Origin of the sequence: Pseudomonas sp. P179 (assembly GCF_000478485.2) — a bacterium.
GTDB classification, from domain to species: domain Bacteria; phylum Pseudomonadota; class Gammaproteobacteria; order Pseudomonadales; family Pseudomonadaceae; genus Pseudomonas; species Pseudomonas aeruginosa.
The window spans coordinates 13,696-33,545 of sequence record NZ_KI517358.1 but is presented as its reverse complement, the minus strand read 5'-3'; the positions used below and the strand labels follow the sequence as shown (position 1 = coordinate 33,545).

14 protein-coding genes are annotated in these 19,850 nt (G+C 57.0%); 13 read left to right on the top strand and 1 reads right to left on the bottom strand.

The annotated features are described in order from the left end of the window. Positions 1 to 28: 28 nt before the first annotated feature. From HMPREF1224_RS42955 to HMPREF1224_RS42905, 12 genes are all read left to right on the top strand, one after another. Complete coding sequence (locus HMPREF1224_RS42955; RefSeq protein WP_010794336.1) at positions 29 to 1,093, top strand: radical SAM protein; 1,065 nt, start codon at positions 29 to 31, stop codon at positions 1,091 to 1,093. Next, a complete protein-coding gene (locus tag HMPREF1224_RS42950) occupies positions 1,086 to 2,810 on the top strand; it encodes a radical SAM protein (protein WP_010794335.1) in 1,725 nt (574 codons plus the stop codon). The genes HMPREF1224_RS42955 and HMPREF1224_RS42950 overlap by 8 nt, the downstream gene beginning before the upstream one ends. A gap of 46 nt (positions 2,811 to 2,856) precedes the next feature. After that, entirely contained in the window at positions 2,857 to 4,692 is a 1,836-nt protein-coding gene (locus tag HMPREF1224_RS42945; RefSeq protein ID WP_010794334.1) for a radical SAM protein, read from the top strand. Beyond that, on the top strand, positions 4,683 to 8,150 hold the full coding sequence (locus HMPREF1224_RS42940; RefSeq protein WP_010794333.1) for a PEP-utilizing enzyme: 3,468 nt from the start codon (positions 4,683 to 4,685) through the stop codon (positions 8,148 to 8,150). The genes HMPREF1224_RS42945 and HMPREF1224_RS42940 overlap by 10 nt, the downstream gene beginning before the upstream one ends. After that, entirely contained in the window at positions 8,143 to 9,786 is a 1,644-nt protein-coding gene (locus HMPREF1224_RS42935) for a radical SAM protein (RefSeq protein WP_010794332.1), read from the top strand. Before HMPREF1224_RS42940 ends, HMPREF1224_RS42935 begins: the two co-directional genes overlap by 8 nt. After that, positions 9,783 to 10,964 (top strand): SPASM domain-containing protein, encoded by a 1,182-nt coding sequence (locus tag HMPREF1224_RS42930; RefSeq protein ID WP_010794331.1) that lies wholly within the window; start codon positions 9,783 to 9,785, stop codon positions 10,962 to 10,964. The genes HMPREF1224_RS42935 and HMPREF1224_RS42930 overlap by 4 nt, the downstream gene beginning before the upstream one ends. A gap of 13 nt (positions 10,965 to 10,977) precedes the next feature. Continuing rightward, a complete protein-coding gene (locus HMPREF1224_RS42925; protein WP_010792547.1) occupies positions 10,978 to 11,613 on the top strand; it encodes a 2OG-Fe(II) oxygenase in 636 nt (211 codons plus the stop codon). Beyond that, positions 11,610 to 12,371: a hypothetical protein gene (locus HMPREF1224_RS45085; protein WP_010794330.1), complete on the top strand. Its 762-nt coding sequence runs from the start codon at positions 11,610 to 11,612 to the stop codon at positions 12,369 to 12,371. Before HMPREF1224_RS42925 ends, HMPREF1224_RS45085 begins: the two co-directional genes overlap by 4 nt. Positions 12,372 to 12,505: 134 nt before the next feature. After that, positions 12,506 to 13,618, top strand: coding sequence for a radical SAM protein (locus HMPREF1224_RS42920; RefSeq protein ID WP_010794329.1), 1,113 nt, complete (start codon positions 12,506 to 12,508; stop codon positions 13,616 to 13,618). Positions 13,619 to 13,620: 2 nt separating this feature from the next. Further along, complete coding sequence (locus HMPREF1224_RS42915; RefSeq protein ID WP_010794328.1) at positions 13,621 to 13,938, top strand: hypothetical protein; 318 nt, start codon at positions 13,621 to 13,623, stop codon at positions 13,936 to 13,938. Continuing rightward, positions 13,916 to 15,076, top strand: coding sequence for a radical SAM protein (locus HMPREF1224_RS42910; protein ID WP_010794327.1), 1,161 nt, complete (start codon positions 13,916 to 13,918; stop codon positions 15,074 to 15,076). The genes HMPREF1224_RS42915 and HMPREF1224_RS42910 overlap by 23 nt, the downstream gene beginning before the upstream one ends. Before the next feature lie 8 nt (positions 15,077 to 15,084). Further along, the gene (locus HMPREF1224_RS42905) at positions 15,085 to 16,101 is read left to right on the top strand and encodes an ATPase, T2SS/T4P/T4SS family (RefSeq protein ID WP_010792542.1); all 1,017 of its coding nucleotides are present in this window, start codon (positions 15,085 to 15,087) and stop codon (positions 16,099 to 16,101) included. A gap of 86 nt (positions 16,102 to 16,187) precedes the next feature. Here the strand turns inward: HMPREF1224_RS42905 and HMPREF1224_RS42900 are convergent, their stop codons facing one another. After that, the gene (locus tag HMPREF1224_RS42900) at positions 16,188 to 16,928 is read right to left on the bottom strand and encodes an EAL domain-containing protein (RefSeq protein ID WP_256220530.1); all 741 of its coding nucleotides are present in this window, start codon (positions 16,926 to 16,928) and stop codon (positions 16,188 to 16,190) included. Between the two features lie 165 nt (positions 16,929 to 17,093). Here HMPREF1224_RS42900 and HMPREF1224_RS42895 point away from each other — a divergent pair, with 165 nt between their 5' ends. Beyond that, the gene (locus tag HMPREF1224_RS42895; RefSeq protein WP_010794325.1) at positions 17,094 to 19,784 is read left to right on the top strand and encodes a PD-(D/E)XK nuclease family protein; all 2,691 of its coding nucleotides are present in this window, start codon (positions 17,094 to 17,096) and stop codon (positions 19,782 to 19,784) included. The last annotated feature ends 66 nt before the right edge of the window (positions 19,785 to 19,850 follow it).

Here is a 19,850-nt window from a genome sequence, read left to right as displayed (position 1 = left end):
TCAATGGGATGGGGGGATAGGGGGAGTGATGGCAAGGTCTGAAGCTGTTGGGTTCATCAACGTAACGCGCCAGTGCAACGTCGACTGTAAGCGCTGCTATTTAACCGAGGCCAACCGGGCCGCCGGTGAGCGACTCCCCACCTACACGCTTAAAGCCTTCCTGACATCCGATTTCTGGGCTGACCGCCCGGTGACCCTGATCTGGGAAGGTGGAGAGCCAACAATCGTGGGCCCTAGTCGCATGCAGTTGTACGTGGACCAGGCCCGAGGCCTACTCCCACACGCTTCCCAGACCATGGTGACCAACTGCTTTTCTGTCCCCAATTGGCTCATTGATCTCTCTCATTCGGCTTTCAACGGCCAGGTTGAGACAACGTTCGCCCTAGGGCACAAGTTCAGCCTATCGGGCTCAGAAGATCTGTATACCCGGCGTTTCCTCACTGGCCTGAACCGCTTCTGGGATGCGGGTGTGGTTTGTACCGTCAACGTCGAACTCAATTCCGAGACCATCAAGCGCGGCCCGACCGCGTTGGCGGAGCTTATGCTCTCTACGAAGGCTAAGGTCTGGGAGTTCGACATCTCTGTTGACTTCCGGACCTTCCTGGCAGAGCCAATCTACCAAGCATCCTCGGCGCCGGAGCTCCCGCTCACCGCAAGCTATGCAGCCGTTTGGACCTTCCTTCACACGCTGGAAGCCACCCATGGCCGGCAGCTTAGGGACGCCGGGATTACCATCGGCGCACTGGAACAGGTAGCCGGCGAGGCCAACAACCAATTTAACGTCCTGTCAGAAGATCGATTTCTGACCCTGAACCCGGACGGATCTGTAACGACAAACCCCCTCTATTCCGATCTCGAAGGGACGTTCCTTGGAAACCTCCAAGACGCACCTCTTGACGAATTGCTCTCATCACCCCGGCGCCTGGCCCGCGTTATTGCCGAACGGCGCCGTCTCCTGCCTTGCAGGTCCTGCCCTCATTTCAGCTACTGCTCCGGCGGACCTGCCCATGTGCCAGTCACCGATGGCTCTGGGGAGTGCGCGGGTGGGAAGGGAATGTGGGACCTGCTACTGGAGAAGATGCGCTGTGCATAAACAATCCCGGTTGAATCAGGCCAACATCAGCATCACCGCTACCCGATGGTGCAATCGGCGGTGCACTCACTGCTACATCGATCCGTTGGAGTTGGCCAATCCCGTCGAGATGGAGGAAGGGGTTTTCCGGGGGGTATTCGACCGTGTCCGAGACCTCGTAGCCCTGGACCGCGGTTTGGAGGAGGTCGAGTGGGAAATCATCGGCGGCGAGATCACCAAGATGCCAGTCGAGTTCTGGCGTCGAAATTTGCCGTTCGCCCTAGAGCAATGCCGGGACTTCAACGCACAACTCAAGACACCGGGCTCGGTCAACGTCCTCTCCAACCTCATTTTCTCTGACCAGCGCAGGCGAGCCGACTACATCGACCTGTTCAACCAGTACGGCGATTGGCCGGAAATGTGCGTTTACACCTCGTGGGAGCCGGAAACCAACCGCTTCGGTAAGCGGGATAAGCTGATGCCCGCCTGGCGCGAGACAGTCAGCGCCCTGAAGGTGCGGCAAAAGATCCTCGACGTCATCCTCACAAAGACCACGGTCGAATTGGGGCCGGACTATCTGTTGGAACAGTTCCTACCGCTGGGTGTCACCGACTTCAGCATCAAGATGATCAGCCCCTACGGCTCAGGCAAGGCGTTCTGGCAGCCGAACATGATCAGCTTCGCCGAAATGAGTGACTACCTGTGCAGGCTTTTCGAGATAGCGCCTAAAGGCATCACCTTCACGCCGGCCGACGAGATGACGAGCGCCATGTTCCGGGGCACCAGCTATCAGTGCATCGGCAACTTCCGCTATGACCTGGCGGTTGAGCCAGACGGACTCACCAGCTTCAATGCCTCACAGACCACTTCGGAGGCCGCCCTCGGTGACACCAGGATCTACATTGACGATCCGGATTGGGCGTTCAAGGTTCTGGCGGATAACACCTCGGAGTTGGATAACAAACTCTCCCGCTACCACGACTACTGCTTCCAATGTGAGTTCCACTCCTACTGCGCTGGTGGCTGGTACCACTATCGAATTGCCGAACCGGAGGATGTACGAGCATGGGACTCAGCTGAGTGTCCTGGCTACAAGCGCCTCTGGTCGAAAGTGAAGGATCGATTCGGGGAGTTCGATACACGGATGAACACTCATCATGAGGCCATGCGTGCCATCCTCCAGTCACCGCCGGATAGCGTCACATCCAAACAAGTCCATGACGAGAAGGCCGGCCAAGGCATGCCTTTTTACGCCTGGCTAAAGCAGGTGGAGAATGGTCGGGTTGCTCTGAACCCTGGAGCCCAAATCGGCAGACCGCTCATGGAGCGAATCTGGGCGTACCAGGCTGTAGGAGCAACGATAAACCTAAGCTGTGACGATTTTGGAATTCTTTCCAACGATCTGAAACGCCTGGTGATTGAGCACCTGGTATACGGGGACACCCCGGCTCTGCAGCTGGACCCCGCGATGGTCTGGGAGTGGGTGAGAACCTCGCCAGATGACCAGTTGGCCACAATCGTGGAGGAAACCTCTCTACTTGCCCAGGGCCTGCAAGTGAAGGACAAGGACCTCATTCTGGCCGGCCACAATACTCAACTGCTGCGCTGGGTGCTCTCCCATCCCTCGCCGGCGGGGGGGGCTTCCGGAGAGCACCCTGAGCCAGAGATCAAATTCGTATCGATGCAACTCCGGCGCGAGGCCTCGCTGAGATCCACCAAAATGCGGAACCCGATTTAGCATCCCTTTTTCCAAATTAGGGGCACTCGGTTTCCACTATTAGGGCATGAACATTCTGCCCTACGCCCTTCCACGCAATCGGTCGATCGAGATGATGAGTACCACCATCTCGACCAATCTCAATTGCAACCTGGCCTGCAAGCACTGCTATATCCAACCAGACCTGCTCAGGCGCAAGGAATACATAGACGAGGCAACCTTCCGTCGCGAAGTGGAGGTTATCGTCGAGGCATTCCATCTCGACCAGTCCGTCACCTATCTGCATTTAGACGTGCTGGGGGGTGAGGCGACGCTGATGCCCTTCGAATTCTGGGAGCGGAACTTACCTTGGGTTCTGGACCGTATTTCCGACCTGAATGCTGCCGGCACGCCTACCGAGTTCACCTTCTGCTCGAATCTCATGTGGAAGGATGACCGCTACCTGGATTTGCTTAGGCAGTTCAAGGGGCATCCCGCAATGGACATTGCGATCCCCTTCGAGGGACCAGAGAGTGGCCGGTTCGGCAAAAACATGGCCATCTTCCCCAAATACCTTGAACGAATCGAAGCGCTGGGCGAGTGCAACATGCTCAACCTGGTGTTGGTGATGGGGCAGGGCCTCATTGACCTTGGTCCGCAGTACATCATCGACACCTTCGTGAAGCGCGGGATCAGCGACGTGACCTGCGACATGATCTTCCCGTGGGGATCAGGCCGGTCCTACTTTGATCGAGCGCAGCCGCACTACCGTGACGTGGCCCGTTTCATTGAGGATTTGACTGAACTTGGCGCTCCCTACGGCCTGACTGTCGACCATCTGGACGACATGAGGAAATCTCTCCGCACACTTTCCCGTTCTCAGAACACACTCAACGACGCCTACGAGTACCACTGGGATCACCGCGGGGAGCTATCGCTGAACCCGAACCAAACCGGTACTGAAGCGGTGCGCCCATACATCAACCTGAATGTTTGGGATCGGAATGCCGCGCTGAAGGTGGTTTGGGGGAACAACAGCGAGCTCGATGCAAAACTGTCCTACGAGCATGACTTCTGTCGAGGGTGTGCCTACCTGCAGGCCTGCAACTCCGGTTGGTACCCTCACAAGCAGCTCTCACCTGAAGTGCTCGGAAAGTACATGGCTGCTCCGGAAGGGGAGTTCAGTTGCCCAGGATTCTTCCAGCTATGGGAAAAGCAGGCTCAGACCAGCTTCGATCAAGTGGGTGTGACGCGATACGGCAATGCCCGCCGCGAGAGAAGGATCAGAGCTATCGCACGGGCGGCTGCCGGCGAGGCCCCAGCCTTCTTCGAAACCAATTATGTCGACGACTACGAGGGCTACTTTGATGCAGTGAGATCTGCCGTCGTGGTGCGGGTGATACCCGAAATGCTCTTCGGCTGCACCGTCCGGCAGCGGCTGTGGTTCTACGATCGCCTGGGCAAACAAGTCCTCTTCGAGGGTGGACTAAGTCGCTTCGGCGAGGAAGCTTCCATCATCGCGCATTCGCTGGCCGGCAATTATCACTCCCTTGGGATCGATGATGCCCTCATCTGGGACTTTGTTCGCCGTCGGCCCGATCACCACCTGTCTGGCTTCATCCTGGATGCCGTGCAGTTGGCCAGGTGGATGGACCTACCAATTGAAGTTGTAGGCGGTTTCCCACGGTGGAACAGCGGGCTTGAAGTGTCCTTCAAGTTCGAGGACCTGATCATGTGGGGGATGACTTGCGCCGTGCCTGCAGACATTGCCGACTCTTTGGACCAGCGCCGTGACCATTTCCTGACCCCGGATGCTTACGAGTACCTGTCACGCATCCACCTGCAGGCCGTGTCTTTTTCGCGAAAGGCGCACGCGGCAATAAGGGACTGGCAGATCACAAAAGAGAGGATGACATGCGTCTGACTTGGATTCTGGGCGCATTTGCCCTGGTACTGTCCTGCAACGCGCAAGCCTTCCCCGTCGTTATCGCCGGTGGCGCAATGCTCCTCGGCGGACCGTCAACGGTAATTGCACTACTGATCGCCGCTGGCGTCTTTGGGTACCTCCGATTCTGTTCGGGCAAGCATGGCAAGGTGAAAAGCCTGGCGTTGGGATTCGCCGCTGGGTTGGCCGTGCTGGCGCTGGTGCTCAATGATCAGCGGGCGAGTCAGTTGGATGCGAATTTCATCGACTCAGGCTCGCCGGCTGAACGCATAACCGAGATTCCGTTTCGGGAAGTTGCTCTGGATGAGCAGGCGCAGATGCCAACGGCTATGGACCCGGCAGAGTTCATCGACAGTTTGGCCAAGCGCACCATCCGCGCGGTTCGAATTGACCCAATGCCTGAACCGTTCTTCCAGGATTTCGGAAATGGAGTGTCAGCGAAAGAGCTCGGCAAAAGCCCAGCTAAATTGCTGGCGCTGATTCGTGAATCGTCGGTGCCAGTGGTGCTTATCGACCAGTATGGAAGCTCGGCCGCTGCTATCTCAGAGGCTCTGAATGCCCGACTCGGTATTGAGGTTCGATTTCTGGTCGGTGGCACTAAATCTCTGCATCCATACGGCTGGAAGCACCTTGCAAATGAGGAAGACCCTCGGGCCATCCTGCCAAGCCAATTCCCAAAGGTGATTGCCGCAACACCTGGCTTGCAGATCATAAGTGACACAACCCGGGACCAGTTTGAACATGACGGCTGGCTTCATGGCGACATGATTTCGGATCTTCCAACCTTCCTCGCCGGTCTGGATAACATCGTCGCCACCATCGGCGATCGGCCTATCCTGATCTCTGCGGCGGAAGGTTACTTCACCGGTAATACCTGGGTAATCCTAACTCTCCTCAGGTCCCGAGGCCTCGATCCTCAGTTCATCCTTCCGACTGAGGATGAGCTTCTGGTAAAGCCACCGTACTACCGGCATTTCAAGAATGACGAACGACTATTCGGCAACTCGGAGACGTATTCCTACTTAGAACGCAAGCCTCGTGTCGTGTTTCTGGACTTCCAGCCTGCTGCAGACTGGGCAACTACCCGCGAACGCATTCGCGGGACAGTCCACATCGACATGGAAAAGGTCGCCAGAGGCCAGATGACCGAGGAGTTGGCCAAGCTGGACCCTACTGCCACTTACGCCGGACTGGGCTATGACCGGCGCAGCAGTTACCACTCACTGTTGGCCGGCGAATACCTGTCGGAAAAGGGGGCCGGCTGGCTGGGCATCAACACTGAGCCGGAGCTATTTAGCCGAGAGCGACTGTCGAATCCCGACCTCTACGACGGTTGGCGCGAATTCTCGGCCAAGGCCCGCAATGAACTTGGCGAGGCGGGCTTCAAGGCCGTTTCCCTTCTGGGAGATGGCATAAAGGGCTATCTCCTGTTCAGCGCCTTACTGGCCCTAGTGTTGACCATCGCCTTCTGCGCAACTCCAACGGTGGCCGCTAAGGGGCTGGTTGCGGTTGCAGCACTCGGCGTCTTCCAGGTTTCTAGCTGGACCCTTGAAGAGTGGGTACGAGCCGACGTGCCTACGGACTGGGTTATCGCTGTGCAGCTGACGGCAGGTCTTCTAAGTGCTCTCTGCTGGACGGCGCACCGGCGCTATCGGAAAAGACGGTTCACTGTCCCAATGGGCGTACATCCTACCGACCTACCAGAGAAGATTCGCTTACTGGCCAAAGCTGCGGAGCATGGCTTCCACGTCCTGCCTGGCGTCGTCATCACCCCTGCCCTGGTCAATTCGACGGGTAGACATCTCCCACGCTGGGCGCGCATGAAGCCAACTATTGTTCGCTCTGCTGCACGGTCGGAGAGCTGTGAGGCGACGACTATTGGAATCTACGACTCCCTATACGCCGACGGCGAGCACCAGGTCTGGGCCTCGGCCGCTCAGGTCATTGCCGAGATAGAGCGCTCTGGAGAGGAGGGTATGTGTTTCGTTCAGCCCCGGATTCAAGGCCAAACATTCGGGGTGGCTATGTTCGGTACCGAAGCCGATGACCACATGATCATTTGCGAAGGAGGCCATGCTGACCAGGTTACGGCAGGCACCGCGGCAACGTCGCGTTTTGCAGTACCGATATGGGATGTAAACAGGCTCGACCCAAGAGACCGGGCTGTCTGCCGGGTGCTGCTGCGCCTGCAGCGAGTTATGGGGGCCACGAGTATTGAGTGGGCCCGCTCGTTATCGGGGAAGCTGACCATCCTGCAGGTCAGCACTGACCAACTCGGAAGAATAGGCCTCAAGCACCGTATCTCCAAAAACAATCGCCGCTTCGTCGTTGCTCCAGTAGCACACACCGGCAAGCTGGAAGCTGCCGTACTCGCCGCTTGCGCAATCAAGGGGGAGCAACTGACCGTAGGCAGGTACCGGCTGGTTCAAGCCAAGTCTTTCATTGGCGGATTGTTGTCGCTCTATCAGGACATTTCCTCGGCAGTTGACTACACCCGGATGTCCCCGACCATTGCATTTCCCTCCGCGGCGATCATTGAAGCTTTCGAAACAGAGCATCGGGAACGACTGGCGCAGCGCACTTTATGGCTCCCCGACCTCTCTGCCGAGACCGAACAGCTGATTGCAGCGGTCATCCACGACCTTGGTCGAATTCGGGACGTGTACGGGCGATTCAACCGGTTGGCGACTCTGGCAGCTGAACTCCGTATCAAGGCCCGCATCAAGGGTTTTTCGCGGCCACTATCGTCGACTGTACTTGGCGCGGCATTGGAAGAGGCAGAGGCGGACGCCCGGGCCGATCTGCTTGAGCGCATGGGATGCCTTTCGCTGAATGGCTTCGCTATCCAGGGTAAGTCGAGTCTGGACGGAGACGATCTTCTCGGCGGCGTTATACAGGCTACCGACTCTCCAATGGCTTGGCTGAAGGATGAATGTGCGGTGCAGGTCATGTACGAACTGAAGCGCTTGCGCCCATTGCTCGCCGAGATCGAGCAACGTGGGGCAGTCAACTCCCTCATGTCAGCCCTAGACGTTTCAGTTGGTACCGATACTGACTCCAGGGCGGCAGCGCTAGAAACAGTAGCAATGCAAAGCAGGCCTCTCCCGCTGGCTAACCTACTGGCAGGCCATGACCGAGATCTAGGGCTAAACGCTTTCGTATGGGGAATACCAGCTAAAGGCATCTGCCTGCGGCTGGCCAGCAAAGATGAGTTCCAACCAGGGGACGCACTGCTGATTGACCGAGCGGAAATGAGCTATCTCCCGCTGATAGCGCGCGCAGGCGCGCTTGTCGTTCGCGAAGGTTCTGCGCTGTCTCATCTCATGCAGCACGCCAGGCGTCTTCGAGTGCCGCACGTGGTCGGCGCCGACATTGGGGATCAAAAGGACTCGGCACTGGTGTTCATTTCCGCCTCTGGAGAGGTGTGCCGTGCATAACGCCCTGGACATGCTCAACGTCTGTATTGCACCAACTCGCCTCTGCAACCTCGGCTGTACCCACTGCTACGTGAAGCCAGAGCTGCTCCGGGATAAGGCCATGATGGATGAGGGCCTCTACCGGAAGACCTTCGATAGCATCGAAGCTCTGTTCAAGGCAGACCGGAAAGTCACCAAGATCAACATCGAATTGCTCGGCGGCGAGCTGACTATGATGCCGCTGGCCTACTGGGAAAGAAATCTGCCCTGGACCCTGGAGGTCATGGCCGGATGGGAGCGCGACTACAACGCCGAGGCCGCCCTCATTTGGTGTACCAACCTGATTTTCAAGGACCCAGGGTACATCAGCCTTCTCAACGAGATGGGCCACCGATATGGCTACGGGTTGGATGTGTTTGTTCCATGGGAGCCTGACACCAATCGGTTCCTGAAGGACGACAAGCTTCTCCCCAGATACTTCAAAACGCTAGAGGCCATCACCGGCATCAAGCGCAAAACCCTCTGCATCACCATGAGCAAGGCCGTAATTGAGCGCGGGCCTATGTTCATCGTCGAAGAGTTCGTCAGCCGCGGAATCACCGATATCACCTGCGACATGCTCTACCCGGCAGGCAGCGGCAAGAGTTACTTTCTCAAGACTTGTACCTACGGCGAAGTGTCCGACTACATCCTTGCTCTGAGCGAGTTGGTGCCCGACGGGGTGACCATCAGCCCGTTGGTGGAAATGGAGACGGCGTGTGTTACCGCGACCCATTTCCACTACCCGGGTAATGACAGCTACGACCTCGAGGTAGAACAGAACGGCGAGGTGACCTTCAACTCCAGCTACACTGGTGACGAGGCGATACAGCCAACTGAACCACTCTCAGTGCAGGACCTGCGGTTCGCGGAAAAGGCAATCTTCAACAATGCCCCAGAGATGCTGGTGCGCCACAGCATGCCCAACGAGGAGTGTGGCACATGTGAGTTTGCCGTCGTGTGCTCCGGTGGATGGGCGTGGCACAAGAACCTTCACCATAACCTGCGCAGCATCATCGCCGACGGAGACTGTCCTGGCCTAAAGCGGGTATGGCTGCAGGCCAAGGCCAATGCTGGCGCTGAAACCGACCGTTCCAAGTACCTGGCAGTGATGGAAGCCAGGAAGCGGGAAGGGGCGCTTCGACTCCGGGTTGCGACCGCGAACATTGAACGCGGCCGGGAAGTCCCCCTGATCGAGGATTCTTTCGCCGGCGCCTACGACAGCTTCTTCAATGAGTTCGACCGACCCCGGCTCGTAGAAATGATGCCAGGCGCCCTGTTCGGGAAGTCTTGGGCCGAACGCTTGTTCTTCTATGATGCGATCGGCGCGCAGATCGACACACCGAAAAATTGGTATGCAGACGCTGCAGAGGAGGGTGGTGAGGAGCTTTTCCGTCACATCCTGTTTGGCAATTACCAGTACCTGACTTTCGATCCAGTGCGCGTGATCAGCGAAATCCGGTACCGGCAGCAATGGAAGCTCGCGCACCTGGTTGAAAATATCATCGCCGACCTGGCCGCAGGGAACCAAGTTCGGGCGCTGTTGGGGGGCGCGCATCTCGATGAAGTGGTGCTGATGTGCCGGGAGGCAATGGCTGCCATGGAGCTCGCCGCATGATTCATCAGCCCTTCACCTTGCACATCCGGATGACGAAGTCATGTAACGCGGACTGCAGCTACTGCAGCAGCTGGATGGAGAATGTCTCGTCGCGGATGTCGCCGGCCGCTTTCATGAAGTCAATCGACTTCATCTTCAACCGAGCACTCCCCCAGCTCGGGGCTGCGCCGACGTTCCTATCGGCCCAGTACATAGGTGGCGAAATTCTCACCGTTCCTTTCCAAGAGCTGAAGGAGTGCGTTCGGTATTTGCGAAAAGTGTGCGCCCAGCACGGAATAGAGATGCAGGATGGTGCACAGAGCAACCTGATCGGCACTCCGGAGAAAATCAGTCGACTATACGACCTGTTCGAAGGCCGCCTTGGCACCTCGGTCGACGATTTCAGCCAGGCGCGCACAGTGAAAGGCTCGGCGGACAACTACCGGCTGATCTGGAAAGAGGCAGACCATTACCTTCGAAACCAGCGGAGCACCCCGGGCGCGGTCTTCGTCCTGGATCAGTCAGGCTTGAACTCTGCTAGGCAACAGACTCGGCTCGCCGCACGAGAAGGCCGTATGCTGACACTTCGTCCGCTGTTTCAGGGAGGAACGCCTGGCCAAGCCCTTCAAGGGGCAGAACGGACGATGAAGGCACTCCTAGAGACCTTCGACGACTGGTTTATGCGCTACCCGATTATCGTGGAGCCCTTTTTCCACCTCACCACCGCGCGCGTGGCGTCCTTAGCCGGTGGTAACCACCATATGCCACATGCCTGCGCATTCCAAGCGGACTGCACTCAGCGGTCTCTCAGCCTGGAGCCGAATGGCGACCTACACGTGTGCCAAGAAATGGCGGACGCGGGGTTATCTCGGGTGGGCAATGCATTGGACGGTGTGATCGATACGGGACTGTTAGAAGCTCTGGCGGCCCGTTCAGGGCGGCTATCTGCCGACTGCCAGGCCTGCCCATTTGTTAAGGAGTGCCAGGGCGGCTGCATGTTCGAATCGATCCAACAAGGGAGCGGCATGTATGGCCGCTCTGCGCACTGTGCGAGTTGGAAGGCGCTTTTCAGACGCATCGATGCCGGCATTCAGGAACACGGACTGGAGGAGGTTAGAGGCTGGCTCCACCGCATCGAAACCCGACATCACAACCACAAGCTAGACGGCCTATTCAAGGCAAGTCTGGCCTCTGCATAGCCGAGGAATTTCCGTGGTACTGAATGACTTGTTCCGCACTGGACACTGTGTAGGCTCGATTCCCAAGGACCAAGCTGATGCGCTGCTTCGCTTGGTCAAGCAGGACACTTTCCTTCCTGACAAACCTGGAAGTCCTGACATTGCAGAGTGGGAGTCCGACGACCCCTCGAAGAATTTGAACGTGCCGCCAGAGTATCTCTCGTTCATGGAGAATCTCGGCAGCAGCCCAGACCTTGAGCACTTCCGGGCACACATGGGGGATTGGAGCAGAGTGAATGTCATGTTGCAGCGTGGACGACGTGGTGACTCTATGGGATGGCATCACGACGCATACGACCCCATGCATTTGATCTGCATGGTCTATCTCAGCGACGAGCTGTGGACCCCCGAGGACGGGGGCCTGCTTCAACTCGGTGAAGGCGATATCGACGACATGGGGTTCATCACCAAGGACATCCATGTTCACTCCTCGGTTTCCCCGAATCACGGGACGCTTGTTTGGTGCATCAACACCAATCCCCGGTGGGTTCACCAGGTCACCGCAATCAACACCGATAAGCCCAGGTACACCCTCATTGGGCAGTTCGGATATCGCGAGAACGTTATGCGGAGCACTGTACGGAAACGCTACGGAGAAGCTCTCCGATGAGCAGAAATCAGCTATCACTCCGCCGTTTCAGATTCCACGATGCCCTGATCACTTCGCCTGTGGAGTTGAGTTGGCGCGGGAGATTGCTGCGAGTAATTGATGCCTGTTTCGATGGCATCTACGGCTCATTGCACCCAGAGGTCCTGGTGGTCGGGAACGATGTTCTGGTCAGCCTAGCCCTGGCATTACATCTGGCCGAATGCGGTTTTGAGGTGCTGATAAGCCCCGATAATCTCGACATCGAATCGTGGCCTAATCCTCACTACTCTGCAAACAACCTGGCCATCTTCAGCACCTGGACTGGTGAAATGGCGGAGGTACTCGGATCTCGCTTCGGCAAGGACTTCGAGGTTGGAAGCATTGCATCAGCAATCGGCGCGCTCTGCGAGGGCTGCAAGCAGACGGGTAGAGTCTCAATCATCAAGGACACGGCACTGCAGAGTGACCGTGGATTTTGCCGCGGCGCCCCAGGCAAGCATCTGCTCTTCCCTTTAAGACCAGAGATCAGGCAGCAGGCCGGCCTTCACCCATTCTGGAAGGTCATCACCACTCGTCTGCCCTCGATTCAATTCAATCATCGGGAGCTTGAATTCGTAAGCACTGGGCTAGTGGTCCTTACCTCACACCCATCCCGGTTTCTACATCCAGAAGCATCAACTTGTTCAAGAGTTGGGCAGGCTCGAGTCAGCGTTACAGACGTTTCCGAGAAGGGCCGCCACAACGATCTACGGACAGCGCTCGCCCTGAGGATTACCTAATGCAGCCAGGCATTTCATCGTCCGGGGCAACCGGGCGAAACAGTTTTCTATTTCAGATAAACGTGACTCGACGTTGCCAGCTTCGCTGCTCCCACTGCTACATCCTTTCGGACAAAAAGGACAAGAGCCCCGACATGACGGAAGAAGAATTCCTGCATGTTGTGAGGGGGATCGTCGAGCACATGCAAGCCGATCACAACTTCTCCCAGCGCTACAACCACGTGGACATCCATGTGATTGGCGGGGAGCCTTCAATGCTAGGGGTTCGGTTCTTCGAATCCGCGCTCCCGAAAGCCAAGGCTCTGCTGCGAGGCATCCCCCAGGCCGTCGACTTTTCCATTGTCACCAACTTGGTGACTCAAGAAGCCCTTGAGGTGGCCCGTCTGTTCGATAAGGTGTCCACCAGCTACGAACGGTCAACGAGATTCAACAAGCGTAAACAGGAAGAAATCTGGCGGCGCAACGTGGTTACCCTGATGGCTGAAGCCAAGATGCCTGGGGTTTCGGGGCCGAAAGATTTCTCTGTCACCACGGCACTTGTACGGCCGGTCGTTCAAGCCGGAGCAGCTTCGATGATCGAGGAGCTGGTCGACCTTGGGTTCACCAAGATGCACTTCGGGTTCTTCATCCCGTCAGGTGACGGCGACCTCAATGCGAAACTCATCCAACCAAAGCACCGTGAGACCGCTCAGTTCTATATCGAGGCGCTTGACTGGTACCTAAAGCATCGCGAAACCATAACCGACCTCTGGATCAACCCATGTGAGTCCTGGTTGGAGGCTGTCTACCGCGGCGAGAGCTTAGATGATGTGGTTTGCCCGATTGTCCATGGGGCACTTGATATCGACTCCGATGGGCGGACTATCAGCTGCATCGAGAAAGGCGGTACGAACGATTACACCAGCCATGGGAACATCTTTGAAACGCGCGAGGTGATTCAAGGTGACGGTTCCAAGGCCGTGGAATTCGTCAATACCATTCATGACGTCCTCACCTCGCCGAGCTACCTGAAAGAAGTGGCCAATGCTAGGCGACTTCCCGCTGCCTGCCGGGCTTGCGATGAGAGGATGCTTTGCCAGGCTAACTGCGGCGTTCTTCACGAGCAGTGGAATCAGCAGGACGAGTGCCCGGGCTTCAAGACCTTCATCAAGAGGGTTCGCTTCCTGGTAGAGGAAAAGGGAGTGCGACCGAAGTCCGTATTACAGGGCGCAAACCAGCTGCCTCAGAACCTCATTGCGGTGGGCTGACCATGACCACTGACAAAGGGCCCAGTTTTCTCTCGATCTTTCCGATTCTCGCAAAGCTGCTGTTCTCGTATGGGAAGCGTTTGCTGAGCGTTGACACACTCGTGAGCCTGGAAAAGAAAACGGGAGTGGGTTCAGGTGAGCGCACTCCTGAGGAGATAGCCCTGGACCAGGCGCTGGAACGTAACCCACATCAGTTGCAGATCAACATGGAACCTGGCCACAAACCGACACCGAGCATTGCACAACTGCTTGAGCAATCTGCCGGTGACCGCCTGGTAGTAAACGAGGAGGCCATCCGTGCTGCCCGTAACCCAAAGTGAGCCATTTGAAGGTCTCACGGACACAATTGAGAACGGGTATTTCGTTTTCACCTTGATGCCGTCGTTGTACTGCCCTTACAACTGCAAGCATTGCTACCTGAGCAAGGAACAGCGCAGCGACAAGACTCTGATGTCGCTCGACGACTTCAGGATGGTTTGCAGGAAGATTCACATCTACTTCGAGGAGCAGCAGCCGCCCCGCCGGACGATCATCGCCTACAACTACGGCGGTGAGCCCACCGCAGCGGGCCCTGAATACTTCCTCGCCTACTCAAGAATCATGGATGAGGAGCTGCCGGCATCGGTCGGCTATGAAGTCCGCCATGTGATGCTCACCTCGATGCTTGGTGTGGACCTCGATGTTTGGGCGCCAATCTGGCAAGAGCACTGTAATGGCTATGTTCAGACCTCCTACGACGGAGACATGCGCTCCAGCAACTACGTACGTAAGTGGGAGGCCAAGGTACGTGAAGCAGTCGGCCGCGGCTTGAAAGTGGCCACGATCAGCGTGGTCAACTCTGCCCTGCTGGAACAAGGCGCATCCCGGACACTGGATTTGCTTGCCGAACTTGGAGTCGAGGAGACTGGTTGGTTGCCCTTCATGCTGAACGAGCAGAACGATAGGCCGGGCCAATACGATCGCTTCGCCCCAACCATGACTGCCTTCAACGACTTCATGATCGAGATGCTCAACCACTGGTACAGGGGCAAGGTCCAGGGGTTGAAGATGCCAAGCATTGGTGAGGCTCATTTTGCAGTCGATCGCGCCGGCGGCGGCGACCTTAGCAACATGGCAGGTCAGACCCTGTTTCTACTCCCTGACGGAGAGTTTGTACTGCCCAACTATCGGGATGGATGGAAGGAGTACATGCACTCCTTCGGCAACATCCTGAAGCCGGAGACAACGTTCCGAGACATCCTCTGCTCTCGGGAGAGGATCTTGTACATGCGCCGACAGAGCACGCGGAACAACAATCCCGAATGCCGGCACTGCGAGTACAGGAACGCATGCCTGTTGGAGTTCGCCAAACCCAATAAGCCCAACGATGAATGCTTCGGTGCGAAGCGCTTCGTTGCGCACGCTATTGCTCGCAACGGTATCGAGCCGCTGTTGAGCGGTCCCGTCACGCTGTATTAGGAGATTCCATGCTACTTAAACCCAAGGAGTTCGACGCCGAAGCGTTTGCCAAGGAAGCGACGAACATCACACTCAGCGAGCGCACCATGGAGATGGTCGACAACTTTGGCCAGGTCCATAGTCCGGAGATCCTGCCGATCTGGAAGGATTTCTATGAAAAAATGCTAGCGGAAAAAGGGAAGGGGAATAAGCGCAAATCTGCTGACTTCACGATCCCCTTTAATGGTTACCGTTACCGCTGCAACCTGGCCAATTCAATGGATGGTTGGGTAATCGCGATGCGCCGCCTGCTCCAAGGAAAGCTGAACTTCCAAAAGGACCTGAAACTCGATTACAACGTCGTAAAGTCCCTCATGAAAGGTGCGGGCTTGACGCTATTCGCAGGTGTGATGGGTTCGGGTAAATCCACAACCATGTTCTCAGCTCTGGAGAATATGGACCCTCTCGAAAGAGGTCTACTCGGTACCTGTGAAGACCCCATCGAGTACATCTTCGAAGGCGGTGGCGTCATTCAGCGTGAAGTCGGAGAGCACGTAGAAAGCTTTGAGCAGGCCATCCGGGACTGTGTCCGGCAGAACCGAAAAACCATCATGGTCAGCGAGATTCGAGATCCTGAAACGGCCAATGCCGCGCTGCTAGCTGCATCGACCGGTCACTCGGTTTTCGCGACTATTCACGCTGATAGCGCACCCGATGCGTACACCCGGATGCTGGCGCTGGTTGATCCCCGGTATGAAAGACTTGTCCCACAGACACTGCGCGGAATCTTCTGGCAGCACATGTTGCGCTTCTCGGACGGGCAGCGTGCTCCACTCCCCATCTATGAGTCGATCGAGGTGACTGGGGCTGTGCGTCAGATTCTGCAGGGTGGTCCGGAGAAGCTGCCTATGCTGGCGAACGAGATGAAGCGCCAGGGGCGGCGGAACATGGCGGAAACCGCCATGGCATGGGTGACAGCCAATAAGGTGTCGCGAGAAGAAGTACGCGAATTCACAGATCGTCGTGGACGAATCAATGAGCTCTAACTCATAGCTACAAGGCAGGGACGCCTAGCTTACTGGCATACAAACCATATCGATGACCTGTATCACTTCGGTGTTTTCCTGGCCAGCTACCTGAGGAGGCACTCTGGAAGTCCAGGGCGGCCAAAGTAGAAGCCTTGGCATAAATCGATCTCCAGGGCCTTAGCAATTTCAAGCTCAGCTGCGTCCTCAATCCCCTCGAGTACCACACGTTTCCCAGCCGCCCTGCAGTCACGCACAAGCTTCTCTACCTCACCCCGGACTACAGGGCTCTCAGCGATTTCTCGTGTGGTCCGACGTGACAGCTTGCAACCGGTCACAGCGCGGTTCATCAAGAGTTGCCTCTTTGCGAATCCATCCCTCATGTCATCCAGCATCACAGGCATCGCCTTGAGGTTGAGACGCTCCAAACCTTTAACGATTTTGTAGGCATCTCCATCCGCGGATTCAGTGATTTCGAACGTCATTCGAGATGTGACTTCGTGTCGGTCAAACTCCGATATTGCGTGCTCAATGAATCGGATATCGCTGACGGAGATCTGCGAGGCGTTCACCCAGAGATGCACATTCGGAAACGCTCCAGCGATCCGAGCTGCATGAGAGACCACCCACCTATCCAGGTCGACAATCGAGCCATCAGCCTCCGCGCTTGCAATCAGACGCGCGGGGGCAGCTAACTGAGTCCCTTCGACCACACGGAGCAAACACTCATAGGCAATAGCTGAGGGATGGCGGTTGCCGAGGTGCATAACTGGTTGGACAACCAGAGCGAGCTCCAAGTCAGGCCCTGCACAAGCTTCTACAGCAATACTTCGGGGACGGCTGATCATCATGATAGGGGAATCGCTTTGGCTCTTTCCCCAATAGTGGAAATCGACTGCCCCAAATCCGGTGGTCGGGCGTGAAAATCTGTATGCGAAACTGGTTCGCCCGACGGCTGGTGGCACAGCAGACGGTCGTTAATCTGGCTCCATCCACTGTGGAGACCAGAACAGATGAAATTCCTGAAAGAGTTGAGCGACCTGAACGAAGGCACCCTGGTGCTGACATCTACCGAGCGGGTTGCCCGTCACCTGAGGCTACAGTCGGCATTGCTGCAGTCCATGTCCGGCAAAAAAGCCTGGTTCAACAAAGGGCGAATTCAAACCGTCACGTCCTGGATTGAAAATGCGTGGCTCGAACTGATGCCGGCAGAGCAACTACTGTATCCGGTACAGGAACTGGCAGTGGTGAAGGGCCTCGCAGATAGCTCCGGCCTGATGCCAGCAACTCTGATTTCCTCTACTGCGACCTCTCGCCGTATTGGTAGCGCGTACTCCGAAGCCCTCAAATACCAGATCCCGATGGATCAAGAGCGGTTCCGGTTCAAGCGCGAGCTGGAAGTCTTCTGGCAACTGCAAGAAATGCTTCGTCGGGAGTGTTCCTCCCAGGGCGTTGTCTTCCGAGCTCAGCTCCCAGGCTTGCTGCTGAATGCGGTTCAAGAAGGGCTGGTTGAGCTTCCAAACAAAATTGTCATTGTCGGTATCCTCGACATGAACCCTGCAGAGAAAGTGCTCTTCCAGGCAATTGCTGCTCGTGGTGTCGAAGTGGAAGAAGTGGATGTCGCCGGTGACCGCTCCACACCCCGACTGATCCGTGCAACGAACCAGGGCGATGAGTTCACGCTCGTTGCAGAATGGGTGAATAATCACCTCTCACCTTACGTTGACACTCCGCTCGCTGCGCCCCAACTTGCGATCCTGGTACCGGATATCCGGAACTTCCAAGCGCCGCTGATTGAGGCACTTTCACTGCACTGCAGCCCGGCAACGCTGATTCCTGGCGAGTCCGATTCTGATATGCGGACTCCATGGGATATCTCCAGTGGCGCGACCTTGGGCAGTCGCCCTCTGGTCCGTGCCGCTATGGACCTTCTGTCCATCACTCCTCAAGAGGCGGACTCCGAGGCCTTCAGTCGTGTTCTGCGCTCGCCGTGGATCGGCGGTGAAGCTTCTGAAGGCCGCGCGCGTGCATTGCTGGATATCTGGCTGCGCGACAACATGGGCCTTTCCATGGGGGGTGAGGACTTCCTCCGAGCAATCGGCGTATACAAAGGTGATGCAGTACCTGACTTCCGGGAACGCTTCGCAGGCTATCTGGCTGGCCAGGTCAATGGAGAGACGAAGCGTTATCCGTCGGAATGGGCGGAGCAGTTCAGCCAGGCGTTGGTAGGGATGGGCTGGCCGGGAAGCAAAGAACTGGACTCAGCCAACTTCCAGACACTGAAGGCCTGGGACGAGGCACTGACCCTGTTCCGCACCCTCGACACACAGCTTGGTCGTGTGGAATATCCACGGGCGTACATGTGGCTGCGGGAAATCATCGATACCCGACAGTTCCAACCGCGTATCTCGCACGTGGCCCCGGTTTCGATCCTGGGGTATGAGGATGCAATCGGCTTGCACTTCGACGCAGTGTGGGTACTGGGGGCATCGAGCACTGTGTTGCCCGCCAGAGTGGAGCCTTCCCCCTTCCTGCCGCTGGAGCTCCAGGTGGCGGCTGGGATTCCAGGCGCCTCCAGTGAGGGCGCCTTGGCTCGGGCAGAGAAGGTGGTCGCAGCACTGCTGAGCACGAGTGCTGATGTAACAGTTTCCTGCCCCAGTCATAACGACAAAGGCGCCTCGGTGTCTTGTAGCGAACTGTTCGGCTCCTGGCCAGCAGCAGCCCCTTCCGTCCACACTCATGGGCTGTTTGTCGACCAGCTGTTGGGAATCCTCGATCGCAGCCAGGTGGTCCCTGAAACGGTCGCCCCCGTATCCGCTGATGAGCTCGCCTGGATCAAAGGCGGGGTGAGAATCTTCAAGGACTATGCAGAAGCCCCCTTCCTGTCCTTCGCTCGAAATCGACTGCGCGCCGAAATGTTCCCGGAGCCTGTTATCGGTCTCGACCCACGCATTCAGGGAACCATGGTGCACCTGGTGCTCGAATTGTTCTGGACTGACGTTCGGAGCTCGAAAGCGTTGAAGGCGATGAGTCACGACCAACTGCTGGACAAGATACGCGATACGGTTGCGAAAGCATCGGAGCAGTTGCTAAACAAACTGGTCTGGCGCTACGGAAAGCGTGTTATCGCGCTTGAGCGACTGCGCCTGGAATCACTGATCAATGACTGGCTCTATCTGGAGTCGAAGCGCACCCACGACTTCGAGGTCCTCGGCTTCGAGGAACCACATGACATTGCAGTTGGGCTGGTAAACATTACCGTCAAGGTCGACCGGCGTGACCGGATTTTCCTGACCGAGGATGAAACTGAGTTCAGGGACGTGGTGATTGACTACAAGTCTGGAGCTTCGATGAGGATGACCAGCCTGAACGCTGACACTCTTACGGAGCCTCAACTGCCCATCTACGCGACCAAGATTGACTTCCAACAGAATGGCGGAAAGCGCATCGACGGTATCGCGCTGGCACAGGTCAACAGCAAGAGCCTGGGGTTCCATACCCGATCCAATTTCACGGGTGAGCTGGCACCAAGGACCGGCAAGCATAGTGGTGTGGATACCGAGGGCGCATGGGATGGCCAGTGCGAGGCGTGGACGAATGCGTTGGATGAAATGAGTCAGGGCTTCACCGACGGGGAAGCCTGGCTGCAGAATGGAGCACCGCTTCCCATGGGATATGAGTATCTCGGTATCCTGACCCGCTAATCCCGTCCCCTGGTCCATAGGACCAGGGGAACCTCCCTTGAGAACCAAATCGTGGAACAAACCTCA

Excerpts from the sequence above, each read along its gene's own strand:
- HMPREF1224_RS42955 (WP_010794336.1), top strand. The coding sequence starts at position 29 with ATGGCAAGGTCTGAAGCTGTTGGGTTCATCAACGTAACGCGCCAGTGC.
- HMPREF1224_RS42945 (WP_010794334.1), top strand. The coding sequence starts at position 2,857 with ATGAACATTCTGCCCTACGCCCTTCCACGCAATCGGTCGATCGAGATG.
- HMPREF1224_RS42940 (WP_010794333.1), top strand. The coding sequence starts at position 4,683 with ATGCGTCTGACTTGGATTCTGGGCGCATTTGCCCTGGTACTGTCCTGC.
- HMPREF1224_RS42930 (WP_010794331.1), top strand. The coding sequence starts at position 9,783 with ATGATTCATCAGCCCTTCACCTTGCACATCCGGATGACGAAGTCATGT.
- HMPREF1224_RS45085 (WP_010794330.1), top strand. The coding sequence starts at position 11,610 with ATGAGCAGAAATCAGCTATCACTCCGCCGTTTCAGATTCCACGATGCC.
- HMPREF1224_RS42920 (WP_010794329.1), top strand. The coding sequence starts at position 12,506 with ATGACGGAAGAAGAATTCCTGCATGTTGTGAGGGGGATCGTCGAGCAC.
- HMPREF1224_RS42915 (WP_010794328.1), top strand. The coding sequence starts at position 13,621 with ATGACCACTGACAAAGGGCCCAGTTTTCTCTCGATCTTTCCGATTCTC.
- HMPREF1224_RS42905 (WP_010792542.1), top strand. The coding sequence starts at position 15,085 with ATGCTACTTAAACCCAAGGAGTTCGACGCCGAAGCGTTTGCCAAGGAA.
- HMPREF1224_RS42900 (WP_256220530.1), bottom strand. The coding sequence starts at position 16,928 with ATGATCAGCCGTCCCCGAAGTATTGCTGTAGAAGCTTGTGCAGGGCCT.
- HMPREF1224_RS42895 (WP_010794325.1), top strand. The coding sequence starts at position 17,094 with ATGAAATTCCTGAAAGAGTTGAGCGACCTGAACGAAGGCACCCTGGTG.